Below are 21,818 nucleotides of genomic sequence, written 5' to 3'. Positions count from 1 at the left end.
CGACGCCCCTGGTTCCCCGACGGGAACCAGGGCTTCCGCCGGCATCCAGTGCGGGCCGATGCGAACGAGAGGGACTGACCACACGTGACTGACGAAGGACGGATGCTCGCCGAGCGGTACCGCGTCGGTCAGCTCATCGGCCGTGGCGGCATGTCCGACGTCCATGTCGGTCAGGACACCCGGCTCGGGCGCCAGGTCGCCATCAAGCTGCTGAAGCCGCAACTGGCGACCGATCCCGCGTTCCGCATGCGGTTCCGCCAGGAGGCCCAGTCGGCCGCGCGCATGGCGCACCCGACCATCGTGCGCGTGTTCGACGCGGGCGAGGAGACCGTGACCGATGCATCCGGTCACGAGGTGCAGCTGCCCTTCATCGTCATGGAATTCGTCGAGGGGCGCCTGCTCAAGGACATCATCCACGACGGCCCCCTCGAGCCGGCCGCTGCCGTGCGCGTCATCGACGGCGTGCTGACCGCGCTCGAGTACTCCCATCGAGCCGGTGTCGTGCACCGCGACATCAAGCCCGGCAACATCATGATCACCACCACCGGCCAGGTGAAGGTGATGGACTTCGGCATCGCGCGTGCCGTCTCCGACTCCTCCACCACGGTGGCCCAGACCACGGCGATCCTCGGCACCGCCTCGTACTTCTCTCCCGAGCAGGCCAAGGGCGAGACGGTCGATGCGCGCACCGACCTCTACTCCACCGGCGTCGTGCTCTTCGAGATGCTCACCGGTCGGCCGCCGTTCCGCGGAGACACGCCCGTTGCCGTCGCCTACCAGCACGTGAGCGAACGGCCCGTCAAGCCGAGCGTCATCAACCCGCGCGTGTCCCCTGCGCTCGACGCGGTCGTGATGCACGCGCTCACCAAGACCCGCGAGGGCCGCTACCAGACCGCCGCCGAGTTCCGTGCCGACATCGACACCGCGGCATCCGGTCGCGTCCCGGTGCACCAGGCGCCCGACGAGGCCAACGCGTTCTTCGGCACCACCCCCACGGGCTCACTCTCCACGTCGGAGCTGGCGCTGCGCCAGCTGACCGAAGACGAGACGATGGCCCGAACCCAGCGCCGCCCGCCGGCCATCTGGATCTGGTCGGGCATCATCGGCGTGATCGTCATCGTCGTGGCGGTCATGTACTGGGCGTTCAACCTGCAACCCACGGTCGAGGTCCCCTCCAACGCGCGCGAGGTCCCCGCGTTCACCGACACCACGTACGAAGACGCCGTCGATCAGCTGCAGGAGCTCGGGCTCTCGGCCACGCGGGTCGACGAGACGAGCGACGACATCGCCGCCGGCAACGTGACGCACACCGATCCCCCGGCCGGCGAGATCGTCGACGTCAACACGCCGATCACCGTCTTCGTCTCGACCGGTCGCGAGGCCGTGTCCGTGCCCGACGTGCGCAACAAGTCCCTCGACCAGGCCAAGGCCGACCTCGAGGCAGCGGGGCTCAAGCCGGGCACCGAGACCAGGCAGACCTCACCGACCGTGGCGGCCGACATCGTCCTCGGCACCTCGCCCGAGGCCGGAGCCTCGGTCGAGGTCGGCTCGACCGTGAACTTCGACATCTCGAACGGATCGGTCACGCTCCCCGACCTCACCGGCCAGACCCTCGAGGCGGCCTCGTCCTACCTGTCCGCCGAGAACCTGCAGCTCACGCCGGTGCCGAAGCCCGACCCTGCGTGCGCCTCGCAGCCCGGCTCCCCGGTCACGCAGCAGTCCCTCCCGCCGGGAGACGTGCCGCAGCGGTCCGAGGTCGAACTCACCTACTGCGCGGGCTGAGCACCCTCCGCGGCACCCTCGGCTGAGCACCCTCGGCAGAGCGGTCGGGCGACCGCCGGCAGCGATCGCATGGGCCCACCGGCTCGGTCGCCTGTGTTCAGCCGGCAGTCGCGCGCAGCAGCGGGTTCAGTCCGGCGGCCCGCTCCGGGGCATCCGCCAGTCCTGCGACGGCGAGCCAGTTGCCGAGCATGCGATAGCCGCCCTCGGTGAGCACCGACTCGGGGTGGAACTGCACGCCGAAGATCGGCGCACTCTCGTGCCGGAGACCCATGATGACGCCGCCCTGCGTACGGCTCGTCACGATCAGGTCGGACGGAACCGTCTCATCGACGACCGCCAGCGAGTGGTACCGGGTCGCCGTGAACGGCTGTGGCACGCCACGGTAGAAGTCGCTGCCGTCGTGCGTGATGCTCGACGTCTTGCCGTGCATCAGCTCCTCGGCGTTCGTGACGACGGCACCGAACGCCTCGGCGATGGCCTGGTGTCCGAGGCAGACGCCGAGCAGCGGGATGCCCGCCGCGTGGGCCGCGTGCACCGTGGGGATCGAGACGCCGGCATCCGACGGCTTGCCGGGCCCGGGCGAGACGAGCACCGCGTCGTACCGGGCGATGCGCTCGGCGACCTCGGACACGGGGAACGCGTCGTTGCGCAGCACCTCCGTGTCGGCGCCGAGCTCCTGCAGGTACCCGTTCAGGGTGTACACGAAGCTGTCGTAGTTGTCGATGACGAGGATTCGGGTCATTGGTCCACCGTGACGTCGATCGGGTTGACGATGCCGTCGACCCAGGGGAACACCCACGTGAAGAGGGCGTAGACAGCGGCTGCGATCAGGATCAGCAGCAGGATGAGGCGCAACCAGACGGGTCCGGGCAGTACGCGCCACAGCGCTCCGTACATGTTCAGGACCCCCAGGTTGCGACGATGTCGGCGATCTCGGCCGGCGGACCGGCGGAAGCCGGCTGCCAGGCGTCGAGCACGCCGTAGGCGACGAGGCGCTCGGCCGTCGAGTACAGCGGATTGCAGGTCGTCAACGTGATGACGCGATCGGTCGGTTGCAGGTCGGGACGGTGCGGCACCGCGGCGAGCACGTCGACCGTGTCGGGTGTGACGTACTCGAAGTCGCGGAAACGGTACGTGTACCAGCCGTCCTTCGTCTGGATGTAGATCGGGTCGCCGAGCTGGAACTGCTCGATCTCGTGCATGCCGCCGCCGTAGGCACTCCGGTGCGACGCGATCGCGAAGTTCCCGACCTGGCCCGGCATCTGCGTGCCCGGATAGTGGCCGACGCCGGTCTCGAAGCTGTTGAGCACGTCGAGTCCGTAGCCCTCGGCGATCTGGCGCACCGAGTCATGGGTGCCTGGCGCGTCGAACCGCGGCACGTACATGACCGCGAACGCCTCGCCGTTCGGGTACTCCGCGGGCCCGACGACGGGCTCGCCGTAGTCCTCGGGCTTCGGCGCAGGCTCGCCGCTCTGCTGCGCGCGGGCCTGCTCGGCCCATTCCGCACTCTGCTCGGATGCCGCGGTCGCCTGCTGGCTCGCCATGATCGCGTCGTTCCACCACAGCTGCCATCCGAGGAACAGCAGGATCAAGACGCCGGCGGTGAGCAGCAGCTCGCCGATCACGCCGACGACGCTGACCCGGTGCCGGGGCTTGGCTCGCTGCGCGTCGTCGCGCCCGCGCGCGCGACGAGGCCCCTCGAGCTCCGGATCGGACATGGGCTCGATTCTATTGGTCCCGCGGCACCCTCGGCTGTGAGTCCTGCCCGCTCTCGGCTAGAATCACCCGCATGGCACGTACGAAATCCCCCAAGCCCGCGCGCGCGGAGCAGACGAGCGGCGAAGAAGCCCCGAACCCGGTCTGGTTCAAGCCCGTCATGTTCGGCTTCATGCTGCTCGGACTCGCGTGGATCATCCTGTTCTACGTGAGCCAGGGCAAGCTGCCCATCGCAGACCTCGGCTCGTGGAACATCCTCATCGGCTTCGGCATCGCCTTCATCGGCTTCCTCATGACGACGCGCTGGCGCTGAGCCGAACCACACACCTTCAGAAGACGAGCGGATGCGGCATCCGCTCGTCTTTCTGCGTGTCCGGTGCACTCGGGCCGACCGCCCGGGCGTCGACAATTACACGGGTGTAACTCTCTCCCCAGTTGTGGAGGGACCTGTGGATAACTACAGTGCGTCGAGCTTCAGGTCGGCCACGACCGTGCCGAGCACCATCAGCACGACCACGAGCGCCGCGAGCAGGGCGATCTGCATGCCCCGACGGGCACGTGACCGCGTCTCGAGGTAGATGAGGCCGACCAGCGCACCGCCCACGAGCCCGCCGAGGTGCGCCTGCCACGAGATGTTCGCACCCGGCAGGAACCCGATGCCGAGGTTGATCGCGAGCAGGATGTAGAGCTGCGTGAGGTTGCCGCCGAGGCGCCGCTGGATCACGACGAACGCGCCCATGAGTCCGAAGATGGCGCCGGAGGCACCGAGCACCCAGCCGAGCGGCGCGGCGAGCAGCACCACGCCCACCGAGCCGGCGAGCCCGCTGATCAGGTAGAGCGCCAGGAAGCGCCAGCGGCCGAGCATCGACTCGAGGAGCTGTCCGAACAGCCACAGGGTGTACATGTTCAGCAGCAGGTGCAGGATCGAGCCGTGCAGGAAGACGCTCGTGAGCGCCCGCCACGGCTCGTACGTGTCGACCGACATCGCCTGGGGCGTGAACGCGAGGTAGGTCGCGACCACAGGCCCCAGCAACCACTGGAACACGTACGCCACCACGGAGATGCCGATGAGGGAATACGTGACGACGGGTGCACCGCGGCCCGCCGCCGCACCCACACGGGCGAAGAACGCGGGCTTGGTGCGAGGCGCGGAGGCGCGCTGTTCGCGCATGCACTCCGGGCAGATCACGCCGACGGGCGCCGGTGTCTGGCATTCGCCGCACACCGTGCGCCCGCAGCGCTGGCAGAGCACGAAGCTCTGACGGTCGGGATGCCGGTAGCAGAAGTTCGCGCGCTGCGCGCCGGCATCGCTCACCGGTGGATCAGACCTGCTCGACAGTGATGCTCTCGATCACCACGTCGTCGAGCGGACGGTCGCGGCCGTCGGTCGGAACGGACGCCAGCTTGTCGACGATGGCCTGGCTGTCGGCATCCGTCACCTTGCCGAAGATGGAGTGCTTGCCCTGCAGCCAGGTGGTGGGGCCGACGGTGATGAAGAACTGCGAGCCGTTGGTGCCGCGGCCGCCCTGGATGCCGGCGTTCGCCATGGCGAGGACGTAGGGCTCGGTGAAGTCGAGTTCGGGGTTGATCTCGTCGTCGAACTGGTAGCCCGGTCCGCCGATGCCCTGGCCGAGCGGGTCGCCGCCCTGGATCATGAAACCGGGGATGATGCGGTGGAACACGACGCCGTCGTACAGCGGGTCGTTCGACTTCTGGCCCGTGGCCGGGTGGGTCCATTCGATCTCGCCGGTCGCGAGACCGACGAAGTTCTTGACCGTCTTCGGTGCGTGGTGTCCGTAGAGGTCGACCTTGATCGGTCCGAGGTTGGTGTTGAGGGTCGCGACTGCGGTGTGAATCGGCATTCCCATATTCTGTCACGCACTGATTCGTCAAGGGGAATACGGGTTTACGACTCCCACCCCGCTTCCAGCTCATTCGATGGCAAGATGGAGTGATTCGCTGCACATCGATGGAGGGTCGAGATGAGCCTGTCACGCAAGCGCCAGAAAGAACTCAAGCGGCTGCGCAGTAGTGCCGAAGATCTGTGGGGGGACCAACAGCTCGTGATCGACCGCGCGAACGAGGTCGCACGCGAGGTCACTCGCCAGCTCAAGGCACTCTCGCAAGAAGAGGTGGTGCCCCGCGTCCGGTCCGGCTACCAGGGTTACGTCCGTCCACGCCTGAGCCAGGCGAAGGAACTCGCATCCACTGCAGGCGACTCGCTGGAGCGCGCCGCCGGCTCGGCGCTGGGTTCGGTGCTGTCGATCGGCGACATCGCCAACGACACCCGCGTGCGACGCGCGCTGCAGCGTGTCGCACCCGCCGCCGCCCCTGCCCCCGCCAAGAAGAGCGGGCTCGGCTTCGGCGGCTCCCTGGCCGTCGTCGCCGGCATCACCATCGCCGCCGGCATCGCGTACGCGGTCTGGCAGACCTTCCGAGCCGACGACGAACTCTGGGTCGCCGACGACGAGCCGGCACCCGGCGCGGGCTCCTCACCCGCACTCTGACGCGCCACGCCCGAAGCTCCGGCAGGTTGATGCCTGGCGGAGTTCCGGTCGATGTTCGACCCCGAAGGCCCCGCACACGTGCGGGGCCTTCGTCGTCCCCGCACCCGTTCTTCTCAGGGCTGCCACTGAATTCGAGACGGATTCGCGTTCGGTGCTTGCGCAACCTGTGAATCTCCCGCTATGTTTTCATTTCGGTGATACTCACCAGAACACGAGAGGAGTTGAGTCCCATGAACAAGCACATCGATTTTGATCGGCACATCGGATTCCTCCTCGTGCCCGCGGCCGGCTGAGCCGCTTCGACGTCACACGCCTCGGGCGTGAACGTCATCCCGCCTGAAGAGGTCGGGCTCCCGGTTCCCGCCGCGGACAGGTCGAACGTCGACCGACCGGCACGGACCGTCCGAACCCTCTGAACTCCGGTCCATCCGACCGCGCCTTCCCGCCCGCCGTCTACGGTTCGCTCACGCGTGCCGTGATACGGCTTCGGCGATTCCGTCCGCCGCTCGGCCGCCGCTCCGGGGCCTGGAATGCGGCATCCGTCCAGAGACCCTCCCCCGCCGACGACGTCGTGCGGAACCTCACCCAGCACCACCGAACAAAGGAACCGATCGTGAACTCCACGACCCTCACGGCCGCTCGCCCCACCGCGGGACGCAGCAGCTACTATCAACCCCGACACCTGGACCTCCAGGATCGCGTCGCACGACGTCTCGGCCTCGCGCTCCTCGCGTGGAGCCGTCGACGTGAAGCACTGCGCACGCCCGAGACGGTGCTGCTGCGCCGTCACACGGCGCGGGCCGCATCCGAGGCCCATGGTGATCTCCTGGTGCAGCTGCACACGCTCGGAAGCCCGATGGCCTGATGTGCGCCGCAGCCGAACACCACGCACCTGCACGGATCGGGAACGGTCGTCTCGGCCGTTCTTGGTCCGTGCGGGTGCCTCACACCTCGCACCTCGCACGAACCGTGGAACGCGCCCCTCGCGCGCGACGCGGAGCCCGCATCACCGACGTCCTCGGTGCGGGGTCCGGATCGCACGCGAGCGGGTTTCAGCCGACCGGCGGAACCCCGTCGGCCGGCTCAGCCGCGTCGAGGCGCAGCCCGATGTCGAGCAGGCTCACCCGGTGCAGCGACGAGACCTCATCGAGCGGCACCCATCGTGCCTCGTCACTCGATCCTCCGACCTCGTTGCGAAGCTCGCCGCCGGTCACGTGCGCTCGGTAGATCACGCGCATCGCGTACAACGGGGCCGAGCCCTTGAGCCGCTTCGCCGCCGGTACGACCATCGTGTCGATGCCGAGGAGACGGTCTACGGATGCCTCGTGGCCGGTCTCCTCGCGGATCTCGCGTACGACCGCCGCAGACGGGTGCTCATCGCCCTCGATGCCGCCGCCCGGGAGCGTCCATCCGGAGCGCCCGTGCTCGTTCCAATGGGACAGCAGGATCTCTCCGTTGCGGATGATGACCCCGTACGCGGCGATGCGAATGTCCATCCGGACACTGTAACCGCTGAGACCCGACGGATCACGAGCGGAACCGAACGAGGCTGGCGTGAATGCACGCCTGAAGAAGAAGACCGTGGAGCCTAGGAGATTCGAACTCCTGACATCCTGCTTGCAAAGCAGGCGCTCTACCAACTGAGCTAAGGCCCCGGATCGGATGCCGTGGGCATCCTGGGTGTGGAGTTGTGGAGTGGGGATACGAGGACTTGAACCTCGGACCTCTTCGTTATCAGCGAAGCGCTCTAACCGCCTGAGCTATATCCCCGAATTTCGGCCGAAGGAAAGACTACCTGAAGGTTCGGCAATATCCGAATCGAGCCGAAAAGCGCATCAGTTGTTCGTGAATCCGACGAGGATTCCGCCCGTGATCTTGACGCTCAGGTTGTACAGCACGGCCAGGATCGCCCCGAGCGCCGTGGTGACGACCAGGTTGAGGAGCGCCGCGACGATGGCGAATCCCATGACGTTGCCGAGCGAGAGCACGGACGTCAGGTCGGTGCCGGCGCCGGCGACGTCCTGCACGAGCGAGTTCAGGTTCTCGAAGATGCCGGTCGAGCTCAGCACCGTGTGCACCAGGAACGTGACGACGATGCCGACCACGGCAAGGGCCACGGCGATCAGGAACGACAGCTTCACTGCCGACCAGAAGTCGATGTAGACCAGGCGCAGGCGCACCTGCTTCGCGGCGGGTCGGCGGTTGGACTTGCGTGCGAGCTTCTCTGCGACGCTACTCATAGACGACTACTCCTCTCCCGTGACCTCGACCGCATCGGTCTCTGCGGCCTCCTCCACGAGATTCCGTTCGGAATTCTTCGCGATCGCGATGATGCGGTCGTCGACGGCGAACTTCGCGAAGACGACGCCCATCGTGTCCCTGCCCTTGGCGGGAACCTCGGCGACGTCAGAGCGTACCACCTTGCCGCTGGCAAGAACCACGAGGACCTCGTCGCCGTCGGCGACGATGAGCGCGCCTGCCAGGTCGCCTCGATCGTCGGACAGCTTCGCGACCTTGATGCCGATTCCGCCTCGATTCTGAAGGCGGTACTGCGCCACATTCGTGCGCTTGGCGTAGCCGCCCTCGGTGACGACGAAGACGTACGGGCCGTCGCCGACCGCGTCATCCGAGTCGATCGCCGCATCGTCGATCTCGACGGACGCGGGGACGACGGATGCCTCGAGCAGGGAGTCGCCCTCGCGGAACGACATGCCCTTCACGCCCGAGGTCGAGCGACCCATGGGCCGGATGGCGTCGTCGGTGGCCTTGAAGCGGAGCGACATGCCCTTGCGGGAGACGAGGAGGATCTCGTCCTTCTCGTCGGCCAGCATCGCGGAGACGAGCTCGTCGCCCTCGCGCAGGTTGATCGCGATGACGCCGCGCGAGCGGTTCGTGTCGTAGGCCGTCAGGTCGGTCTTCTTGACGAGGCCCTCGCGCGTGGCGAGCACGAGGTACTGCGCCACCGCGTAGTCGCGGATGTCGAGGATCTCGGCGACCTGCTCGTCGGGCTGGAGCTCGAGCAGGTTCGCGAGGTGCTGGCCCTTCGCGTCGCGGCCGCCCTCCTGCAGCTCGTAGGTCTTCGCGCGGTAGACGCGGCCCATGTTCGTGAAGAACAGCAGCCAGTGGTGCGTGGTGGTCACGAAGAAGTGCTCGACCACGTCATCCGCTCGGAGCTGTGCGCCCTTCACGCCCTTGCCGCCGCGGTGCTGCGAGCGGTAGTTGTCGCTGCGCGTGCGCTTGACGTACCCGCCGCGCGTGACGGTGACGACCATCTCCTCCTCGGGGATCAGGTCTTCGACCGACATGTCGCCGTCGAAGCCGGGCATGATCTGGGTGCGCCGGTCGTCCCCGTACTTGTCGACGATCTCGGCGAGCTCTTCGGAGATGATCGTGCGCTGCCGCTCGGGCGACGCGATGATCTCGCGGTAGTCGGCGATCTCGTGCTCGAGCTTCTCGGCCTCTTCGATGATCTTCTGGCGTTCGAGAGCTGCGAGCCGACGGAGCTGCAACTCGAGGATGGCCCGGGCCTGGAGTTCGTCGATCGTGAGCAGGTCGATCAGCCCGTCGCGGGCCTCCTCGACTGTCGGCGACCGACGGATGAGCGCGATGACCTCGTCGAGCGCGTCGAGCGCCTTGAGGTAGGCGCGGAGGATGTGCATGCGAGCTTCGGCCTCGCGCAGCAGGTACTGCGTGCGGCGCACGATGACCTCGACCTGGTGGTCGACCCAGTGCGCGATGAAGCCGTCGATCGAGAGGGTGCGGGGCACGCCGTCGACGATCGCGAGCATGTTCGCGCCGAAGTTCTCCTGCAGCGGGGTGTGCTTGTAGAGGTTGTTCAGCACGACCTTGGCGACGGCGTCGCGCTTGAGCACGAGCACGAGGCGCTGGCCGGTGCGACCCGACGTCTCGTCGCGGATGTCGGCGATGCCGCTGAGCTTGCCGTCCTTCACCATGTCGGCGATCTTGATCGCCAGGTTGTCGGGGTTCACCTGGTAGGGCAGTTCGGTGACGACGAGGCAGGTGCGGCCCTGGAGCTCCTCGACCGAGACGACCGCCCGCATGGTGATCGAGCCGCGGCCGGTGCGGTAGGCGTCGTTGATGCCCTTGACGCCGAGGATCTGCGCACCGGTCGGGAAGTCGGGTCCCTTGATGCGCTGGATCAGCGCCTCCTGCAGTTCCTCGCGGGATGCCTCGGGGTGCTCGAGGTACCACTGGGCGCCGGATGCCACTTCGCGCAGGTTGTGCGGCGGGATGTTCGTGGCCATGCCGACCGCGATGCCGACCGAGCCGTTGACGAGCAGGTTCGGGAACCGCGCGGGCAGGATCGACGGCTCCTGCGTGCGACCGTCGTAGTTGTCCTGGAAGTCGACGGTCTCCTTCTCGATGTCTCGCACCATCTCGAGCGCGAGCGGAGCCATCTTGGTCTCGGTGTATCGAGGGGCGGCGGCGCCGTCGTTGCCCGGCGAGCCGAAGTTGCCCTGCCCGAGTGCGAGCGGGTAGCGCAGGCTCCACGGCTGCACGAGACGGACGAGCGCGTCGTAGATGGCCGTGTCACCGTGCGGGTGGAACTGGCCCATGACGTCGCCGACGACACGGGCGCACTTGGAGAACGCCTTGTCGGGGCGGTAGCCGCCGTCGTACATCGCGTAGATCACGCGGCGGTGCACGGGCTTGAGGCCGTCGCGCACGTCGGGCAGCGCGCGCCCGACGATGACGCTCATCGCGTAGTCGAGGTAGGAGCGCTGCATCTCGAGCTGCAGGTCGACCTGGTCGATGCGCCCGTGGATGCCGTGGCCGCCGTTGGTGTCGTCGCCGCCCACGCCGGGCTCGATCACATCAGATGTCAAGGAAACGCACGTCCTTCGCGTTCTTCTGGATGAAGTTTCGGCGGCTCTCGACGTCTTCGCCCATCAGGGTCGAGAAGATCTCGTCGGCAGCAGCCGCGTCGTCCATGGTGACCTGCAGCAGGGTGCGGGTCTCGGGATTCATCGTGGTCTCCCACAGCTCCTGGTGGTTCATCTCGCCGAGACCCTTGTAGCGCTGCACGCCGTTGTCCTTCGGGATGCGCCAGCCCCTGGCCTGGCCCTCGACGAGGAGCGCGTCGCGCTCCTTGTCGGAGTAGACGTACTCGTGCTCGGCGTTCGTCCACTTGAGGCGGTACAGCGGCGGCTGCGCGAGGTACACGTAGCCGAACTCGATGAGCGGCCGCATGTAGCGGAAGAGCAGCGTGAGCAGCAGGGTCGTGATGTGCTGGCCGTCGACGTCGGCGTCGGCCATGAGCACGATCTTGTGGTACCTGGCCTTGTCGGTGTTGAAGTCCTCGCCGATGCCGGCCCCGAAGGCCGTGATCATGGCCTGCACCTCGGCGTTCGCGAGTGCACGGTCGAGCCTGGCCTTCTCGACGTTCAGGATCTTCCCTCGGAGCGGGAGGATGGCCTGCGTCTCGGGGTTGCGGCCCTGCACGGCGGAGCCGCCGGCCGAGTCGCCCTCGACGATGAAGATCTCGGAGACCGAGGGGTCCTTCGACGAGCAGTCCTTGAGCTTGCCCGGCATGCCGCCGGACTCGAGCAGGCCCTTGCGGCGGGTGGCTTCGCGCGCCTTGCGCGCCGCGAGGCGTGCCGTCGCGGCCTGGATCGCCTTGCGGATGATCTCGCGCGCCTGCGTCGGGTTGCGCTCGAACCAGTCGCCGAGCTGGTCGGCCGTGACCTTCTGCACGAAGGACTTCGCCTCGGTGTTGCCGAGCTTGGTCTTCGTCTGGCCCTCGAACTGCGGCTCGCCGAGCTTGACCGAGATGACCGCGGTCAGGCCCTCGCGAACGTCGTCGCCGGAGAGGTTGTCGTCCTTCTCCTTGATGATGTTCTTCTCGCGGGCGTACCGGTTGACCAGAGTCGTGAGTGCGGCGCGGAAGCCCTCTTCGTGGGTGCCGCCCTCGTGCGTGTTGATCGTGTTCGCGTAGGTGTGCACCGACTCCGAGTACGAGGTGGTCCACTGCATGGCGACCTCGAGCGCGATCTTGCGCTCGGGGTCCTCGGACTCGAACGAGATGATCTCGTCGTTCACGACGTCGTTCTTCTTCGAGCGGTTGAGGTACTCGACGTAGTCGACGAGGCCGCGCTCGTAGAGGAACGTGTCGGTCCGCGGCGCCGCGGGATCCGACTCGTGCTCTGCGGTGTCCTCGAGGGAGACCTCGTCGTGGCCGGCCCGGAGGTCGGTCAACGTGATGCGCAAGCCCTTGTTGAGGAAGGCGTACTGCTGGAAGCGGGTTCGCAGCGTCTCGTAGTCGAACTCGGTCGTCTCGAAGATGTCGGGGCTCGGCCAGAACGTGATGGTCGTGCCGGTCTCATCGCTCGCCTCGTCCTGCGAGAGCGGCGCGTCGGGCACGCCGACGCTGTACGACTGGCGCCAGGCGTGGCCCTCGCGCTTGACCTCGACATCGAGGCGCGTCGACAGGGCATTCACGACCGACGAGCCGACGCCGTGCAGGCCGCCCGAGACGGCGTAGCCGCCACCGCCGAACTTGCCGCCGGCGTGGAGCACGGTGAGCACGACCTCGACGGTCGAGCGTCCCTCGGTCTTGTGGATGCCGACCGGGATGCCGCGGCCGTTGTCGATGACACGCACGCCGCCGTCGGGCAGGATGGTGACGTCGATGGTGTCGGCGTAGCCCGCGAGCGCTTCGTCGACCGAGTTGTCGACGATCTCGTAGACGAGATGGTGGAGGCCCCTCGGGCCGGTCGAGCCGATGTACATTCCCGGCCGCTTGCGGACCGCCTCGAGGCCCTCGAGAACCTGGATCTCATCCGCGCCGTATTCAGGCGCGCTCTCGGCCTTCGTCGGTTCCGCTGTCATGGGTGAATCGGGCTCCAAACCGTCGTTCAAGCGACTCTCGATCCTATCAAACCGATGCACGTGAACGATCGGAAAGCGCCGATCTCAGGCGATGTCGCGGGCGGGGTGACCGAATTTGCCGTCTCAACCGTAGGTATCGCGTGGACCACGCCCTGGAATCGATCTGGGACCCCTTTTCCAGGTGGGGGCATCCGGCCCTTGAAAGCGAATGCTCTCGACCCCGGCGTCGGGGTACCGGTCGAGGATCCTGGTGACCAGGTCCGCGCGCAGCAGCCTGAGCTGCGTCGCCCACGCCGTGGACTCGCATCGCACCTGCAGCACGCCGTGCTCGATGGTCACGGGCTCGGAGTGCGCCGCGATCTCGTCGCCGGCGATCGACGGCCACGACGAGAGCAGTTCGTGCTGCGAGAGCGGGGCCGCCCAGCCGAGCTGCGTGGTGAGGCCGTCGATCGCCGCGCCCAGCGGCTTGGGGTCGCGACCCGGCGTGAACGGCTCGCCGCCGGGCCGTTCACGGGCGCGGCGACGGGCGCGTGCTGCGCTGGTCGCCCGTGGTTGCCCTCCGAACACCTCGCGGAAGTGCTGGTAGACGCGGAGGGACTCGGACTCGTTCGGCGTCTCAGGCATCACCGCCACCCCCGTTCGCATGTTCGACAGGCTCGCTCGGCTCTGCGGCATCGCGGTCGGGGTCTGGGTCGGGGTCTGCAGTCGGGGCAGGGCCGGACACCGGCTCCGTCGTCGGCCCGCCCACCGGCTCATCGAGGATCCGGCCCGCATCGATGCGGATGACGCGGGCGACCAGGCGTTCGGGCACGTCTTCGAGCACGGCGGCCGTGACGAGCACCTGCTCGTAGTCGCCGATCGCGGCGGCGAGACGTTCGCGGCGAGCACGATCGAGCTCGGCGAAGACGTCGTCGAGCACGAGCACCGGATCGCCCGTGGCGGAGTCTCGACGCAGGAGTTCGGCCGATGCGAGCCTGAGGGCGAGCGCGAACGACCAGGACTCGCCATGACTGGCGTACCCCTTGGCCGGAAGCGAGTTGAGCATGAGCAGGAGGTCGTCGCGATGCGGGCCGACGAGCGTGATCCCGCGCTCGAGCTCCTTCGCGCGCAGGACCCGGAGTGCCTCGGTGAACCGGGCGGCCGTGGTGGACGACGACGCGACGCCGGCGGGATCGACGGGGGTCGCTTCGTCGACGGATGCCTCGGCGTCGGGGTCGGCACCGTCGATCGAGAGCATCGCGCGCAGGGTGGGCGCGTGGTCGGCGTCGACGATCGACGCATAGGCGTCGGCGAGCGGTCCGGCGAGCTCGCCGATGAGGGCGACCCTGCGGTCGATGAGCTCGGAGCCGAGCTGAACGAGACGCTCGTCCCAGATGTCGAGCGTGGTGAGCTTGTCAGCCGCCAGCCCTCGGGCCCGCGCGCTCTTGAGCAGCGTGTTTCGCTGACGGAGCACCCGGTCGTAGTCGGACATGACGCCCGCGAGGCGCGGCGTGCGCTGCACGAGGAGTTCATCGAGCAGCCGGCGGCGCACCGACGGCTCGCCACGGACGATCGCGAGGTCTTCTGGCGCGAACAGGACGCTGTGCGCATATCGAGGGAGCTCGCGCGTCTTCACCGGGGACCGGTTGAGCTGCGCGCGATTGGCGCCGGTGCGATTGAGTTGGAGTTCGACGAGCACCTCGCGCTCGGCGTGCGCGAGCAGTGCGCGCACGATCGCGGCATCCGCACCGGCCTTGACCAGGGCCTGGTCGGAGGAGACGCGATGCGAGCCGAGCGTGGCGAGGTAGCCGATGGACTCGACCAGGTTGGTCTTGCCCTGCCCGTTGCGACCGACGAAGACGGTCGTGCCGGGACCCAGCGTGAGCTCGGCGCGTGCGTAGTTGCGGTAGTCGGTCAACGAGAGCCGAACGACATGCATTCCGGTTCCCTTCGCGTCGAACGAGTCAACGCTACCGACGGCCCACGACATTCCGAGCGCGGCATCCGCTCGGATCTCGATCGCCCTGAGCGGGTCAGCGCAGCAGCAGGTTGGGCTGCAGCAGGTAGCGGTAGGTGTCGGCGCCCGCCTGCTCGCGCGACGTCTGGCTCGTGATGAGGACCGGCCCCGGCTTGTTCGGGTTCTCGGTCTTCGTGAACGAGATGCGCACGAACTCCGAGTTGACGGCGCCGAGGCCGTCGAGCAGGAACTGCGGCTTCAGCGAGACGACCGTGTCGTCGCCGGTCAGGATGGCGTCGATCGTCTCCTGCGCCTGGGCCTGCTCGCTGCCGATCGCCTCGAGGGTGAGTCCGTCGGCCGAGAACGTGAAGCGCAGCGCGGCCTCGCGCTCGAGCACGAGGGCCACACGACGGGTCGCCTCGATGAGCTCGGCCGTGTTCATCACGGCGTAGTTCTCGACCGTCTCGGGGAAGAGTCGACGCACGGGCGGGAAGTTGCCCTTGATGAGCAGGCTGGTGACGGTCTTCTTGTCGGCGCTGAACGCGATGAGTTCGCGGTCGTCGCGACTCGTGATCGCGACCGAGATGGTGCCGGAGTGCCCGAAGGTCTTGCCGACCTCCTGCAGCGTGCGCGCCGGCACGAGCGCGGTGACGGTGTCGCCCGAATCGGAGGCGACGGTTCCGCCGTCCCACTCGATCTCCCGGACCGCGACGCGATACCGGTCGGTGGCGACCAGGCCGAGGTTGTTCTCCCGAACCTCGAGCTGGACGCCCGTGATGACCGGCGTGACGTCGTCGCGAGAGGCGGCGACGGCGACCTGGGCGACGGCGGCCGCGAACTCCTCGGCTGGCACGACACCCGACTGCTCGCCGATCTCGGGAATCGACGGGTACTCCTCGACCGGCATGGACAGCAGCGTGAAGCTCGCGGAACCGCAGCTGACCGAGATGCGAGACTCCTCGGTCGCGATGCGCACGGGCGCGTTCGGAAGGCGACCGGCGATCTCGGCGAGGAGACGACCCGACACGAGCACCGTGCCGGTCTCTTCGACGTCGGCCTGGATCTCGGTCTGCGAGGAGACCTCGTAGTCGAAGGACGAGAGGACGAGTCCGTCTTCGTTCGCCTGGATGAGCACCCCGGAGAGGATCGGGAGCGTCGTGCGCTGCGGCAGGAGCTTCACGGCGAACGACACGGCTTCGCTGAAGACGTCGCGGTTGACCTGGAACTTCACGGTTCTCCCGTCGTGGAGGTGCTGAGGATGGCTCCCATGCTATCCGCAGGGTGGTGCCGGGTGCGGTGCGGATTCCTCCGCTTCGACGCGACGAGCGCTCTCGACCGTCGATGTTGTCGGGCCCTCTGGGATTAACAAGTTCTCTTAACGGTGTTAACCGTTGTGGAAACTGTGGATGGTGTTCGGAGATCCCCGGAATGGTGCCGATCGGAGCCCATCGCATCTGTGCACGGTGTGTGGATTCACTCCGCAGGCGATGCCGGCATATCTGCACGGTGTCTGCAGTTCTCCACAGGCATGTTCGAGCCGTGCACAGTGTTCAGGCGGTTGCTCGTTAACAATCCACAAGCTGTCCACAGGTGTGGGTTTCGGCGCCGGATGCCGCGATCGGGCGATTCCGGGGGCGTTCGACGGGCTTCGACCGACGGTCGAACGTGCCGGCGCGGCATCCGATCAGCGGTATCGGTTCGTCTGGCGGATGCGCGCGGTCAGCTCCGTGACCTGGTTGTAGATCGAGCGGCGCTCCTTCATGAGCTCCGAGATCTTCTTGTTCGCGTACATGACGGTGGTGTGATCGCGATTGCCGAACAGCTGCCCGATCTTCGGAAGCGACAGGCTCGTCAACTCCCGGCAGAGGTACATCGCGATCTGCCGCGCGGTGGCGACGGCCTGCGAGCGGCTCGAGCCGTACAGGTCGTCGACGGTGAGCTTGAAGTAGTCGGCCGTGACCGTGATGATGTCGACCGGTGCGACGACGTTGTCGGTGTCATCGGTGATGAGGTCCTTCAGGACCGTCTGCACCAGGGGCATGTCGACCGGCGCCCGGTTGAGGCTCGCGAACGCGGTGACCCGGATGAGGGTGCCCTCGAGTTCGCGGATGTTGCTGGAGACCTTCGTCGCCATGTACTCGAGGATCTCGTCGGGCACCTGGAGTCGTTCGGACTGCGCCTTCTTGCGGAGGATCGCGATGCGCGTCTCGAGGTCGGGCGCCTGCACATCGGTGATGAGGCCCCACTCGAACCGGCTGCGCATGCGGTCCTCGAAGCCGGTGAGGTGCTTCGGCGGCACGTCGCTCGTGATCACGACCTGCTTGTTGTGGTCGTGCAGCGTGTTGAAGGTGTGGAAGAACGCCTCCTGCGTCTCCGCCTTGCCCTGCAGGAACTGGATGTCGTCGATCAGCAGGATGTCGATGTTACGGTAGCGCTGCTGGAAGAGCGAGCCGCGGTTGTTCGCGATCGAGTTGATGAAGTCGTTCGTGAACTCCTCCGACGAGACGTACCGAACGCGGATGCCGGGATACATGGTCATGGCGTAGTGACCGATCGCATGCAGGAGGTGCGTCTTGCCCAGGCCGGAGTCGCCGTAGATGAACAGCGGGTTGTACGCCTTCGCCGGCGCCTCCGCGACCGCGACCGCGGCCGCGTGCGAGAACCGGTTGGACTGGCCGATGACGAAGCTGTCGAAGCTGTACTTCGGATTGAGTCGGGTGTCGCCCGGGCGGTCGGGGCTCGTGTTCTCGAAGACCGACTGCGGCGAAGCGGGCAGGTCGACCCGGTCGACGGCGCTCGGAAGCGATTGCCCCGAGAACGCATCGGAGTCGGGCGCCCTTGACTCCTCGAGCTCGGGATTCACCACGACGTAGAACGAGGTGACCGGAGTCGGCGCCTCGATCGCGCTCATCGCCGAGAGCAGCGACACCCGCATGCGCTGGTTCAGCATGCTCCCGGTGAAGTCGTTCGGGACCTCGAGGTAGAACGTGCCCGCTGCGATGCCCTTCGGCTCCACCAGATTCAGGAATCCCTGCAGCATCGGCGTGATCGTCTCGTCATTCGAGAGTCGCTCGAGGACCGTGGCCCATGTATCGGTGATGGGCTGTTCGGTCATCGTTCCCCGCTATCTCGGTGCTCTCGTCGGCCACTCGTCGATCCCCCGATCGACGGAGCAAGCGGCACGAGATGAAGTATTCACAGTGTTATCCACTGGTTGTGGGCAGATTCGGGGCGAACCGCGAGATTCCGCGCTCAAGGCTGGGGATAACTGGTCTCAAACGGTAGCGAAAGACTGCCCTGTGGACAAATGCCGCTTGCGGGATTCTTCCTGCACGGCGTGTCTTTCCACAGGCTTTCCCGAGGTAGGAGAGATACTCTTCGTTTTGCGCTACGTCGACTCGATCGCCTCCTGGTTTGACCACAGGACCTCGAGGCCGTAGTTTTAATCAGTTGACCCCAGCCCGTTTGGGCACCCAGTTTTTCCCGTCACCGTCGAGATCGGCCCTGCCGAGCTCCCGAGAGACGCGGAGATCCGAAAGCCGGAGAAGAAGAATGAGCAAGCGTACGTTCCAGCCGAACAACCGTCGTCGTGCCAAGAAGCACGGCTTCCGACTTCGCATGCGCACCCGCGCCGGCCGTGGCATCCTTTCGGCACGCCGCGCCAAGGGTCGCACCGAACTCTCCGCGTAGTCGATTCGGTGCTCGCCAAGGCGAATCGCATCACGAGTGCCGACGACTACCGTGTCGTCGTGCGTCGTGGTGCGAAGGTGGCGACGCCGCACACGGTGAGTTATGTGCGGTCGCGCGAGTCTGCCGGCGACCCACGATTCGGATTCATCGTCTCGAAGAAGGTCGGATCGGCGGTTCGCCGCAACCGAGTTCGTCGGCGGCTCAAGGCCGTCACCCACGAGGTGGTGCTCGCCGGCGCATCTCACGTCGATGTCGTCGTCCGCGCACTCCCCGGAGCCGCGGACGCCTCGTGGGCGGAGCTCCGGTCCGAGGTGTTGCGGGCGCTCGCCCGCCGCGGTGTGACGACGCCATCGCCCTCGACCGACCGACCCGCACTCGACGATGCACCGGGAGAGGTGCGCGCTGATGCGTGATGCGCTCCTCTTTCTCCTGCTCCTCCCGCGCAACCTCGGCGTACTGCTCATCCGCGGCTATCGCGCGATCATCTCCCCCTTGTACGGAGATGTGTGCCGGTACTATCCGTCCTGTTCCGCGTACGGACTCGGATCGGTGCAGCAACGCGGCCTGGTCCTCGGCAGTGCGTTGACGGCATGGCGCATCGTCCGCTGCAATCCCTGGTCGGCCGGCGGCATCGACGACGTGCGCCGCGCGAACCACGATCGGTACTCGGTCACACGATTCGGATGGGTGCTCCCCGCCTCCTGGGTCTCCTCCCCCGCCGGTGACACCCGGCCCCTCGATCGCAACGCCCACGCGTCGCACGACGGATGCGACGATGCATCCGACGCGCTGATGACGACGAATGCCTCAGCCCCCACCATGTCCCGAAAGGACTGACCCGCCGCAATGGATATCATCAGCCTGCTTCTCTGGCCCATCAAATGGGTCATCGAGCTGATCCTCGTCGCATTCCACTCGCTGTGGACGTTCACGGGTCTCGACCCCGACGCGGGTATCACCTGGATCCTCTCGATCGTGGGACTCGTCATCGTGGTCCGCGCCGCGCTGATCCCGATCTTCGTCCGCCAGATCAAGAGCCAGCGCCGCATGCTCGAGGTCGCGCCGCAGCTCAAGAAGATCCAGGAGAAGTACAAGGGCAAGAAGGACCAGTTCTCGCGCGAGGCGATGTCGCGCGAGACCATGGAGCTGTACAAGAAGACGGGCACCAACCCTCTCTCTTCCTGCCTTCCACTGCTACTGCAGATGCCGATCTTCTTCGGCCTCTTCTCGGTGCTCAACGACGCTCAGCACGACAAGGCCGGCGTCGGCGTGTTCACCCAGGAGCTCGCGAACTCGTTCGCCAACTCCGAATTCCTCGGCGCACCGCTGAAGGGCACCTTCATCGGTGCGATGAACGGCGAGTACCCCTGGCAGGTCATGGTCATCGCCGCGACGATGATCGTCCTCATGACCGCGTCGCAGTTCATCACGCAGCTGCAGATCGTCTCGAAGAACATGTCGCCCGAGACCAAGGCGAGCCCCATGTTCCGCCAGCAGCGCATCATGTTGTACCTGCTCCCCCTCGTGTTCGCCTTCTCGGGTGTCGCCTTCCCCATCGGCGTCATGTTCTACTGGCTCGTCTCGAACTTCTGGACCATGGGCCAGCAGTTCCTGGTCATCCGCAACATGCCGACCCCGGGCAGCGAAGCTGCCAAGGCTCGTGAGGAGCGACTCGCCAAGAAGGGCAAGCTCGTCATCGAGGACAAGGACACCACGACCATCGTCGTGGAAGAGAAGAAGACGACGCAGCGCCAGCAGCCGGTCAACAAGAACCGCGCGAAGAAGCAGGGTGGAAAGTAGCCATGACCGACGTTCAGAACCTGAATGACGAGCGAACCGTCTCGCAGCTCGAAGAGGAAGGCGACATGGCCGCCGACTACATCGAGGAACTGCTCGACATCTGCGATCTCGATGGAGACATCGACATCGATGCTCGCAACGGCCGCGCCTATGTCTCGGTGAACGCGGGTGACGGTGCGAACCTCAACCTGCTCTCCAAGCCCGACACGGTCAACGCGCTCCAGGAGCTCGCCCGCCTCGCGGTGCAGACGAAGACCAGCGCATTCTCCCGCTTGATCCTCGACATCGGCGGATCCCGCGACGCTCGTCGCGACGAGCTTGCGAGCCTCGTCGAGCGTGCGGTCGAGCGCATCGAGGCCGGCGCAGCCGAAGCCTCGCTCCCCCCAATGTCGTCCTACGAGCGCAAGCTCGTGCACGACCTGGTCGGCGAGCGTGGATTCCACTCGGCGTCGCGCGGCGAGGGCGCGGATCGTCACACGGTCATCACGCGCTCGGCGTGATGTTTCACGTGAAACGATGACAGACGAACTCGAGATCGAGCCGGCAGTCGCATCCGTCGTCTTCGGCGACCGCATCGACCTCGGTCGAGCCTTCACCAGCGCACTGGCGCGTCATGGCGAGGAACTGGGCCTGATCGGCCCGCTGGAACTCCCCCGCCTGTGGACGCGTCACGTCGTGAACTCGGGCCTCGTGGCGTCGTTGCTTCGCCCAGGAACGGTGGCGGATGTCGGCTCCGGAGCAGGTCTCCCCGGACTGGTGTTGGCGATCATCCGCCCCGACGTCTCCTTCACGCTGATCGAGCCGATGGAGCGTCGCGTCGACTGGCTCGAGCGTCAGGTGCGCGAACTCGACCTGTCGAACGTGGTCGTCGAGCGAGCACGGGGTGAGGAATCCGCGCACAAGCGGCAATTCGACCAGGTGACTGCCCGAGCGGTCAGTGCGCTGCGTACCCTCATTCCCGTCACCGCTCCCCTGGCCAAGCCGGGCGGCGAGCTCGTGCTCATGAAGGGCGCCGGCGTCGACGGCGAGATCGGCGCAGCTCAGAAGGTGTTCCGCAAGTACCTCATCTCCGACCCCGAGGTGCTCGTGCTCGGAGAGGATCTCGGTACCGAGGTCACCCGCGTCTTCCGCGCGACCGTCGACGCGCGCTGAGTCGAGCCCTTCGGACGCCGGCGCGCATCCACAGACCGATGCGCGCCGGTTCCGGGTCCCGTCATGGTCGCGGGACGGTCGCACGCATGGGGTGTGTTCGATGCCTGCGGCTGACGCGGGCAGGCGGGTGCATCGAGCGATTGCTCGGTGCGGGTTCCTCCGCTGATCCGCTCGGACGCCCGCGTCGAGTTGAACAGGCTCTTTCCCTTCCCCAGGCGGTCTTCGAGTGCTTCGGTGTGGAGCCCGAGCGTGCGCCTGGGTCGGTGGGCCTGCGATTCGGTGGGAATCTTGCGCACCTGCATTCATGGGCGCCCGGTCGTGCTCGGTGAGTACATCGTCAGCGCCGGACGTCATGGTCGGGCCACTCCCCTGTTCGTCGCTCACAT

The 21,818-nt window shown here is 66.9% G+C and carries 22 protein-coding genes, 2 tRNA genes and 1 pseudogene; 10 read left to right on the top strand and 15 right to left on the bottom strand.

Annotated elements, in window-relative coordinates; genetic code table 11:
- Window positions 1-102: 102 nt before the first annotated feature.
- The gene (gene pknB / locus ACR3IO_RS17075) at window positions 103-1,782 is read left to right on the top strand and encodes a Stk1 family PASTA domain-containing Ser/Thr kinase (RefSeq protein ID WP_434072533.1); all 1,680 of its coding nucleotides are present in this window, start codon (window positions 103-105) and stop codon (window positions 1,780-1,782) included.
- Window positions 1,783-1,879: 97 nt separating this feature from the next.
- Here pknB and ACR3IO_RS17070 read toward each other — a convergent pair whose 3' ends face one another.
- The 3 genes from ACR3IO_RS17070 to ACR3IO_RS17060 are packed head-to-tail and all read right to left on the bottom strand — an operon-like array spanning window position 1,880 to window position 3,500.
- Complete coding sequence (locus tag ACR3IO_RS17070) at window positions 1,880-2,524, bottom strand: anthranilate synthase component II (protein ID WP_434072421.1); 645 nt, start codon at window positions 2,522-2,524, stop codon at window positions 1,880-1,882.
- Window positions 2,521-2,679, bottom strand: coding sequence for a hypothetical protein (locus ACR3IO_RS17065; protein ID WP_434072420.1), 159 nt, complete (start codon window positions 2,677-2,679; stop codon window positions 2,521-2,523). Before ACR3IO_RS17065 ends, ACR3IO_RS17070 begins: the two co-directional genes overlap by 4 nt.
- Before the next feature lie 2 nt (window positions 2,680-2,681).
- Window positions 2,682-3,500 carry a class E sortase gene (locus ACR3IO_RS17060; protein WP_434072419.1) on the bottom strand — a complete coding sequence of 273 codons (819 nt, stop codon included), beginning with the start codon at window positions 3,498-3,500 and terminating at the stop codon, window positions 2,682-2,684.
- A gap of 71 nt (window positions 3,501-3,571) precedes the next feature.
- Between ACR3IO_RS17060 and ACR3IO_RS17055 the strand changes: the two genes are divergently transcribed.
- Window positions 3,572-3,811 (top strand): cell division protein CrgA, encoded by a 240-nt coding sequence (locus ACR3IO_RS17055; RefSeq protein WP_434072418.1) that lies wholly within the window; start codon window positions 3,572-3,574, stop codon window positions 3,809-3,811.
- A gap of 144 nt (window positions 3,812-3,955) precedes the next feature.
- Here the strand turns inward: ACR3IO_RS17055 and ACR3IO_RS17050 are convergent, their stop codons facing one another.
- Together ACR3IO_RS17050 and ACR3IO_RS17045 are read right to left on the bottom strand one after the other, a co-directional pair.
- Window positions 3,956-4,813, bottom strand: coding sequence for a rhomboid family intramembrane serine protease (locus tag ACR3IO_RS17050; protein WP_434072417.1), 858 nt, complete (start codon window positions 4,811-4,813; stop codon window positions 3,956-3,958).
- A gap of 7 nt (window positions 4,814-4,820) precedes the next feature.
- Complete coding sequence (locus ACR3IO_RS17045; protein ID WP_434072416.1) at window positions 4,821-5,360, bottom strand: peptidylprolyl isomerase; 540 nt, start codon at window positions 5,358-5,360, stop codon at window positions 4,821-4,823.
- A 120-nt stretch (window positions 5,361-5,480) separates the two neighbouring features.
- Here ACR3IO_RS17045 and ACR3IO_RS17040 point away from each other — a divergent pair, with 120 nt between their 5' ends.
- Together ACR3IO_RS17040 and ACR3IO_RS17035 are read left to right on the top strand one after the other, a co-directional pair.
- Window positions 5,481-6,005, top strand: a complete 525-nt coding sequence (locus ACR3IO_RS17040) for a DNA helicase (RefSeq protein ID WP_434072415.1) — start codon at window positions 5,481-5,483, stop codon at window positions 6,003-6,005.
- 613 nt (window positions 6,006-6,618) lie between these two features.
- Window positions 6,619-6,870: a hypothetical protein gene (locus ACR3IO_RS17035; protein ID WP_434072414.1), complete on the top strand. Its 252-nt coding sequence runs from the start codon at window positions 6,619-6,621 to the stop codon at window positions 6,868-6,870.
- Window positions 6,871-7,057: 187 nt separating this feature from the next.
- On the opposite strand, the gene ACR3IO_RS17030 is transcribed toward ACR3IO_RS17035, so the two are convergent.
- The 10 genes from ACR3IO_RS17030 to dnaA all read right to left on the bottom strand — a co-directional run bounded on the left by ACR3IO_RS17030 (window position 7,058) and on the right by dnaA (window position 17,830).
- Window positions 7,058-7,501: an NUDIX hydrolase gene (locus ACR3IO_RS17030; protein WP_434072413.1), complete on the bottom strand. Its 444-nt coding sequence runs from the start codon at window positions 7,499-7,501 to the stop codon at window positions 7,058-7,060.
- 86 nt (window positions 7,502-7,587) lie between these two features.
- Window positions 7,588-7,660: transfer RNA gene (locus ACR3IO_RS17025), tRNA-Ala, on the bottom strand.
- A 41-nt stretch (window positions 7,661-7,701) separates the two neighbouring features.
- Window positions 7,702-7,775, bottom strand: a tRNA-Ile gene (locus tag ACR3IO_RS17020).
- 65 nt (window positions 7,776-7,840) lie between these two features.
- Window positions 7,841-8,245, bottom strand: coding sequence for a DUF3566 domain-containing protein (locus ACR3IO_RS17015; RefSeq protein ID WP_434072412.1), 405 nt, complete (start codon window positions 8,243-8,245; stop codon window positions 7,841-7,843).
- Between the two features lie 6 nt (window positions 8,246-8,251).
- Window positions 8,252-10,840 carry a DNA gyrase subunit A gene (gene gyrA, locus ACR3IO_RS17010; RefSeq protein ID WP_434072532.1) on the bottom strand — a complete coding sequence of 863 codons (2,589 nt, stop codon included), beginning with the start codon at window positions 10,838-10,840 and terminating at the stop codon, window positions 8,252-8,254.
- 1 nt (window position 10,841) lies between these two features.
- Window positions 10,842-12,854, bottom strand: a complete 2,013-nt coding sequence (gene gyrB, locus ACR3IO_RS17005; protein WP_434072411.1) for a DNA topoisomerase (ATP-hydrolyzing) subunit B — start codon at window positions 12,852-12,854, stop codon at window positions 10,842-10,844.
- 123 nt (window positions 12,855-12,977) lie between these two features.
- Complete coding sequence (locus ACR3IO_RS17000) at window positions 12,978-13,478, bottom strand: DUF721 domain-containing protein (RefSeq protein WP_434072410.1); 501 nt, start codon at window positions 13,476-13,478, stop codon at window positions 12,978-12,980.
- Window positions 13,471-14,772: a DNA replication/repair protein RecF gene (recF, locus tag ACR3IO_RS16995; protein WP_434072409.1), complete on the bottom strand. Its 1,302-nt coding sequence runs from the start codon at window positions 14,770-14,772 to the stop codon at window positions 13,471-13,473. The genes ACR3IO_RS17000 and recF overlap by 8 nt, the downstream gene beginning before the upstream one ends.
- 94 nt (window positions 14,773-14,866) lie before the next feature.
- Window positions 14,867-16,021 carry a DNA polymerase III subunit beta gene (gene dnaN, locus ACR3IO_RS16990; protein ID WP_434072408.1) on the bottom strand — a complete coding sequence of 385 codons (1,155 nt, stop codon included), beginning with the start codon at window positions 16,019-16,021 and terminating at the stop codon, window positions 14,867-14,869.
- 453 nt (window positions 16,022-16,474) lie between these two features.
- Window positions 16,475-17,830, bottom strand: a complete 1,356-nt coding sequence (gene dnaA, locus ACR3IO_RS16985; protein ID WP_434072531.1) for a chromosomal replication initiator protein DnaA — start codon at window positions 17,828-17,830, stop codon at window positions 16,475-16,477.
- A gap of 512 nt (window positions 17,831-18,342) precedes the next feature.
- On the opposite strand from dnaA, the gene rpmH reads away from it, so the two are divergent.
- The 6 genes and pseudogenes from rpmH to rsmG all read left to right on the top strand — a co-directional run bounded on the left by rpmH (window position 18,343) and on the right by rsmG (window position 21,432).
- Window positions 18,343-18,480, top strand: a complete 138-nt coding sequence (gene rpmH / locus ACR3IO_RS16980; protein WP_056010217.1) for a 50S ribosomal protein L34 — start codon at window positions 18,343-18,345, stop codon at window positions 18,478-18,480.
- 8 nt (window positions 18,481-18,488) lie between these two features.
- Complete coding sequence (gene rnpA / locus ACR3IO_RS16975; protein WP_434072407.1) at window positions 18,489-18,893, top strand: ribonuclease P protein component; 405 nt, start codon at window positions 18,489-18,491, stop codon at window positions 18,891-18,893.
- Window positions 18,886-19,179 (top strand): annotated as a pseudogene (gene yidD, locus ACR3IO_RS16970) (membrane protein insertion efficiency factor YidD); the annotation flags it as partial. The gene rnpA and the pseudogene yidD, both read left to right, overlap by 8 nt.
- A 147-nt stretch (window positions 19,180-19,326) precedes the next feature.
- Entirely contained in the window at window positions 19,327-20,280 is a 954-nt protein-coding gene (gene yidC, locus ACR3IO_RS16965) for a membrane protein insertase YidC (RefSeq protein ID WP_434072406.1), read from the top strand.
- A gap of 2 nt (window positions 20,281-20,282) precedes the next feature.
- Window positions 20,283-20,780: a protein jag gene (locus tag ACR3IO_RS16960; RefSeq protein WP_434072405.1), complete on the top strand. Its 498-nt coding sequence runs from the start codon at window positions 20,283-20,285 to the stop codon at window positions 20,778-20,780.
- Between the two features lie 16 nt (window positions 20,781-20,796).
- A complete protein-coding gene (gene rsmG / locus ACR3IO_RS16955) occupies window positions 20,797-21,432 on the top strand; it encodes a 16S rRNA (guanine(527)-N(7))-methyltransferase RsmG (RefSeq protein ID WP_434072404.1) in 636 nt (211 codons plus the stop codon).
- Window positions 21,433-21,818: the final 386 nt, after the last annotated feature.

The organism is Agromyces sp. Marseille-Q5079 (genome assembly GCF_051016555.1).
GTDB lineage: Bacteria > Actinomycetota > Actinomycetes > Actinomycetales > Microbacteriaceae > Agromyces.
This window is presented reverse-complemented; position numbering and strand designations above follow the sequence as displayed.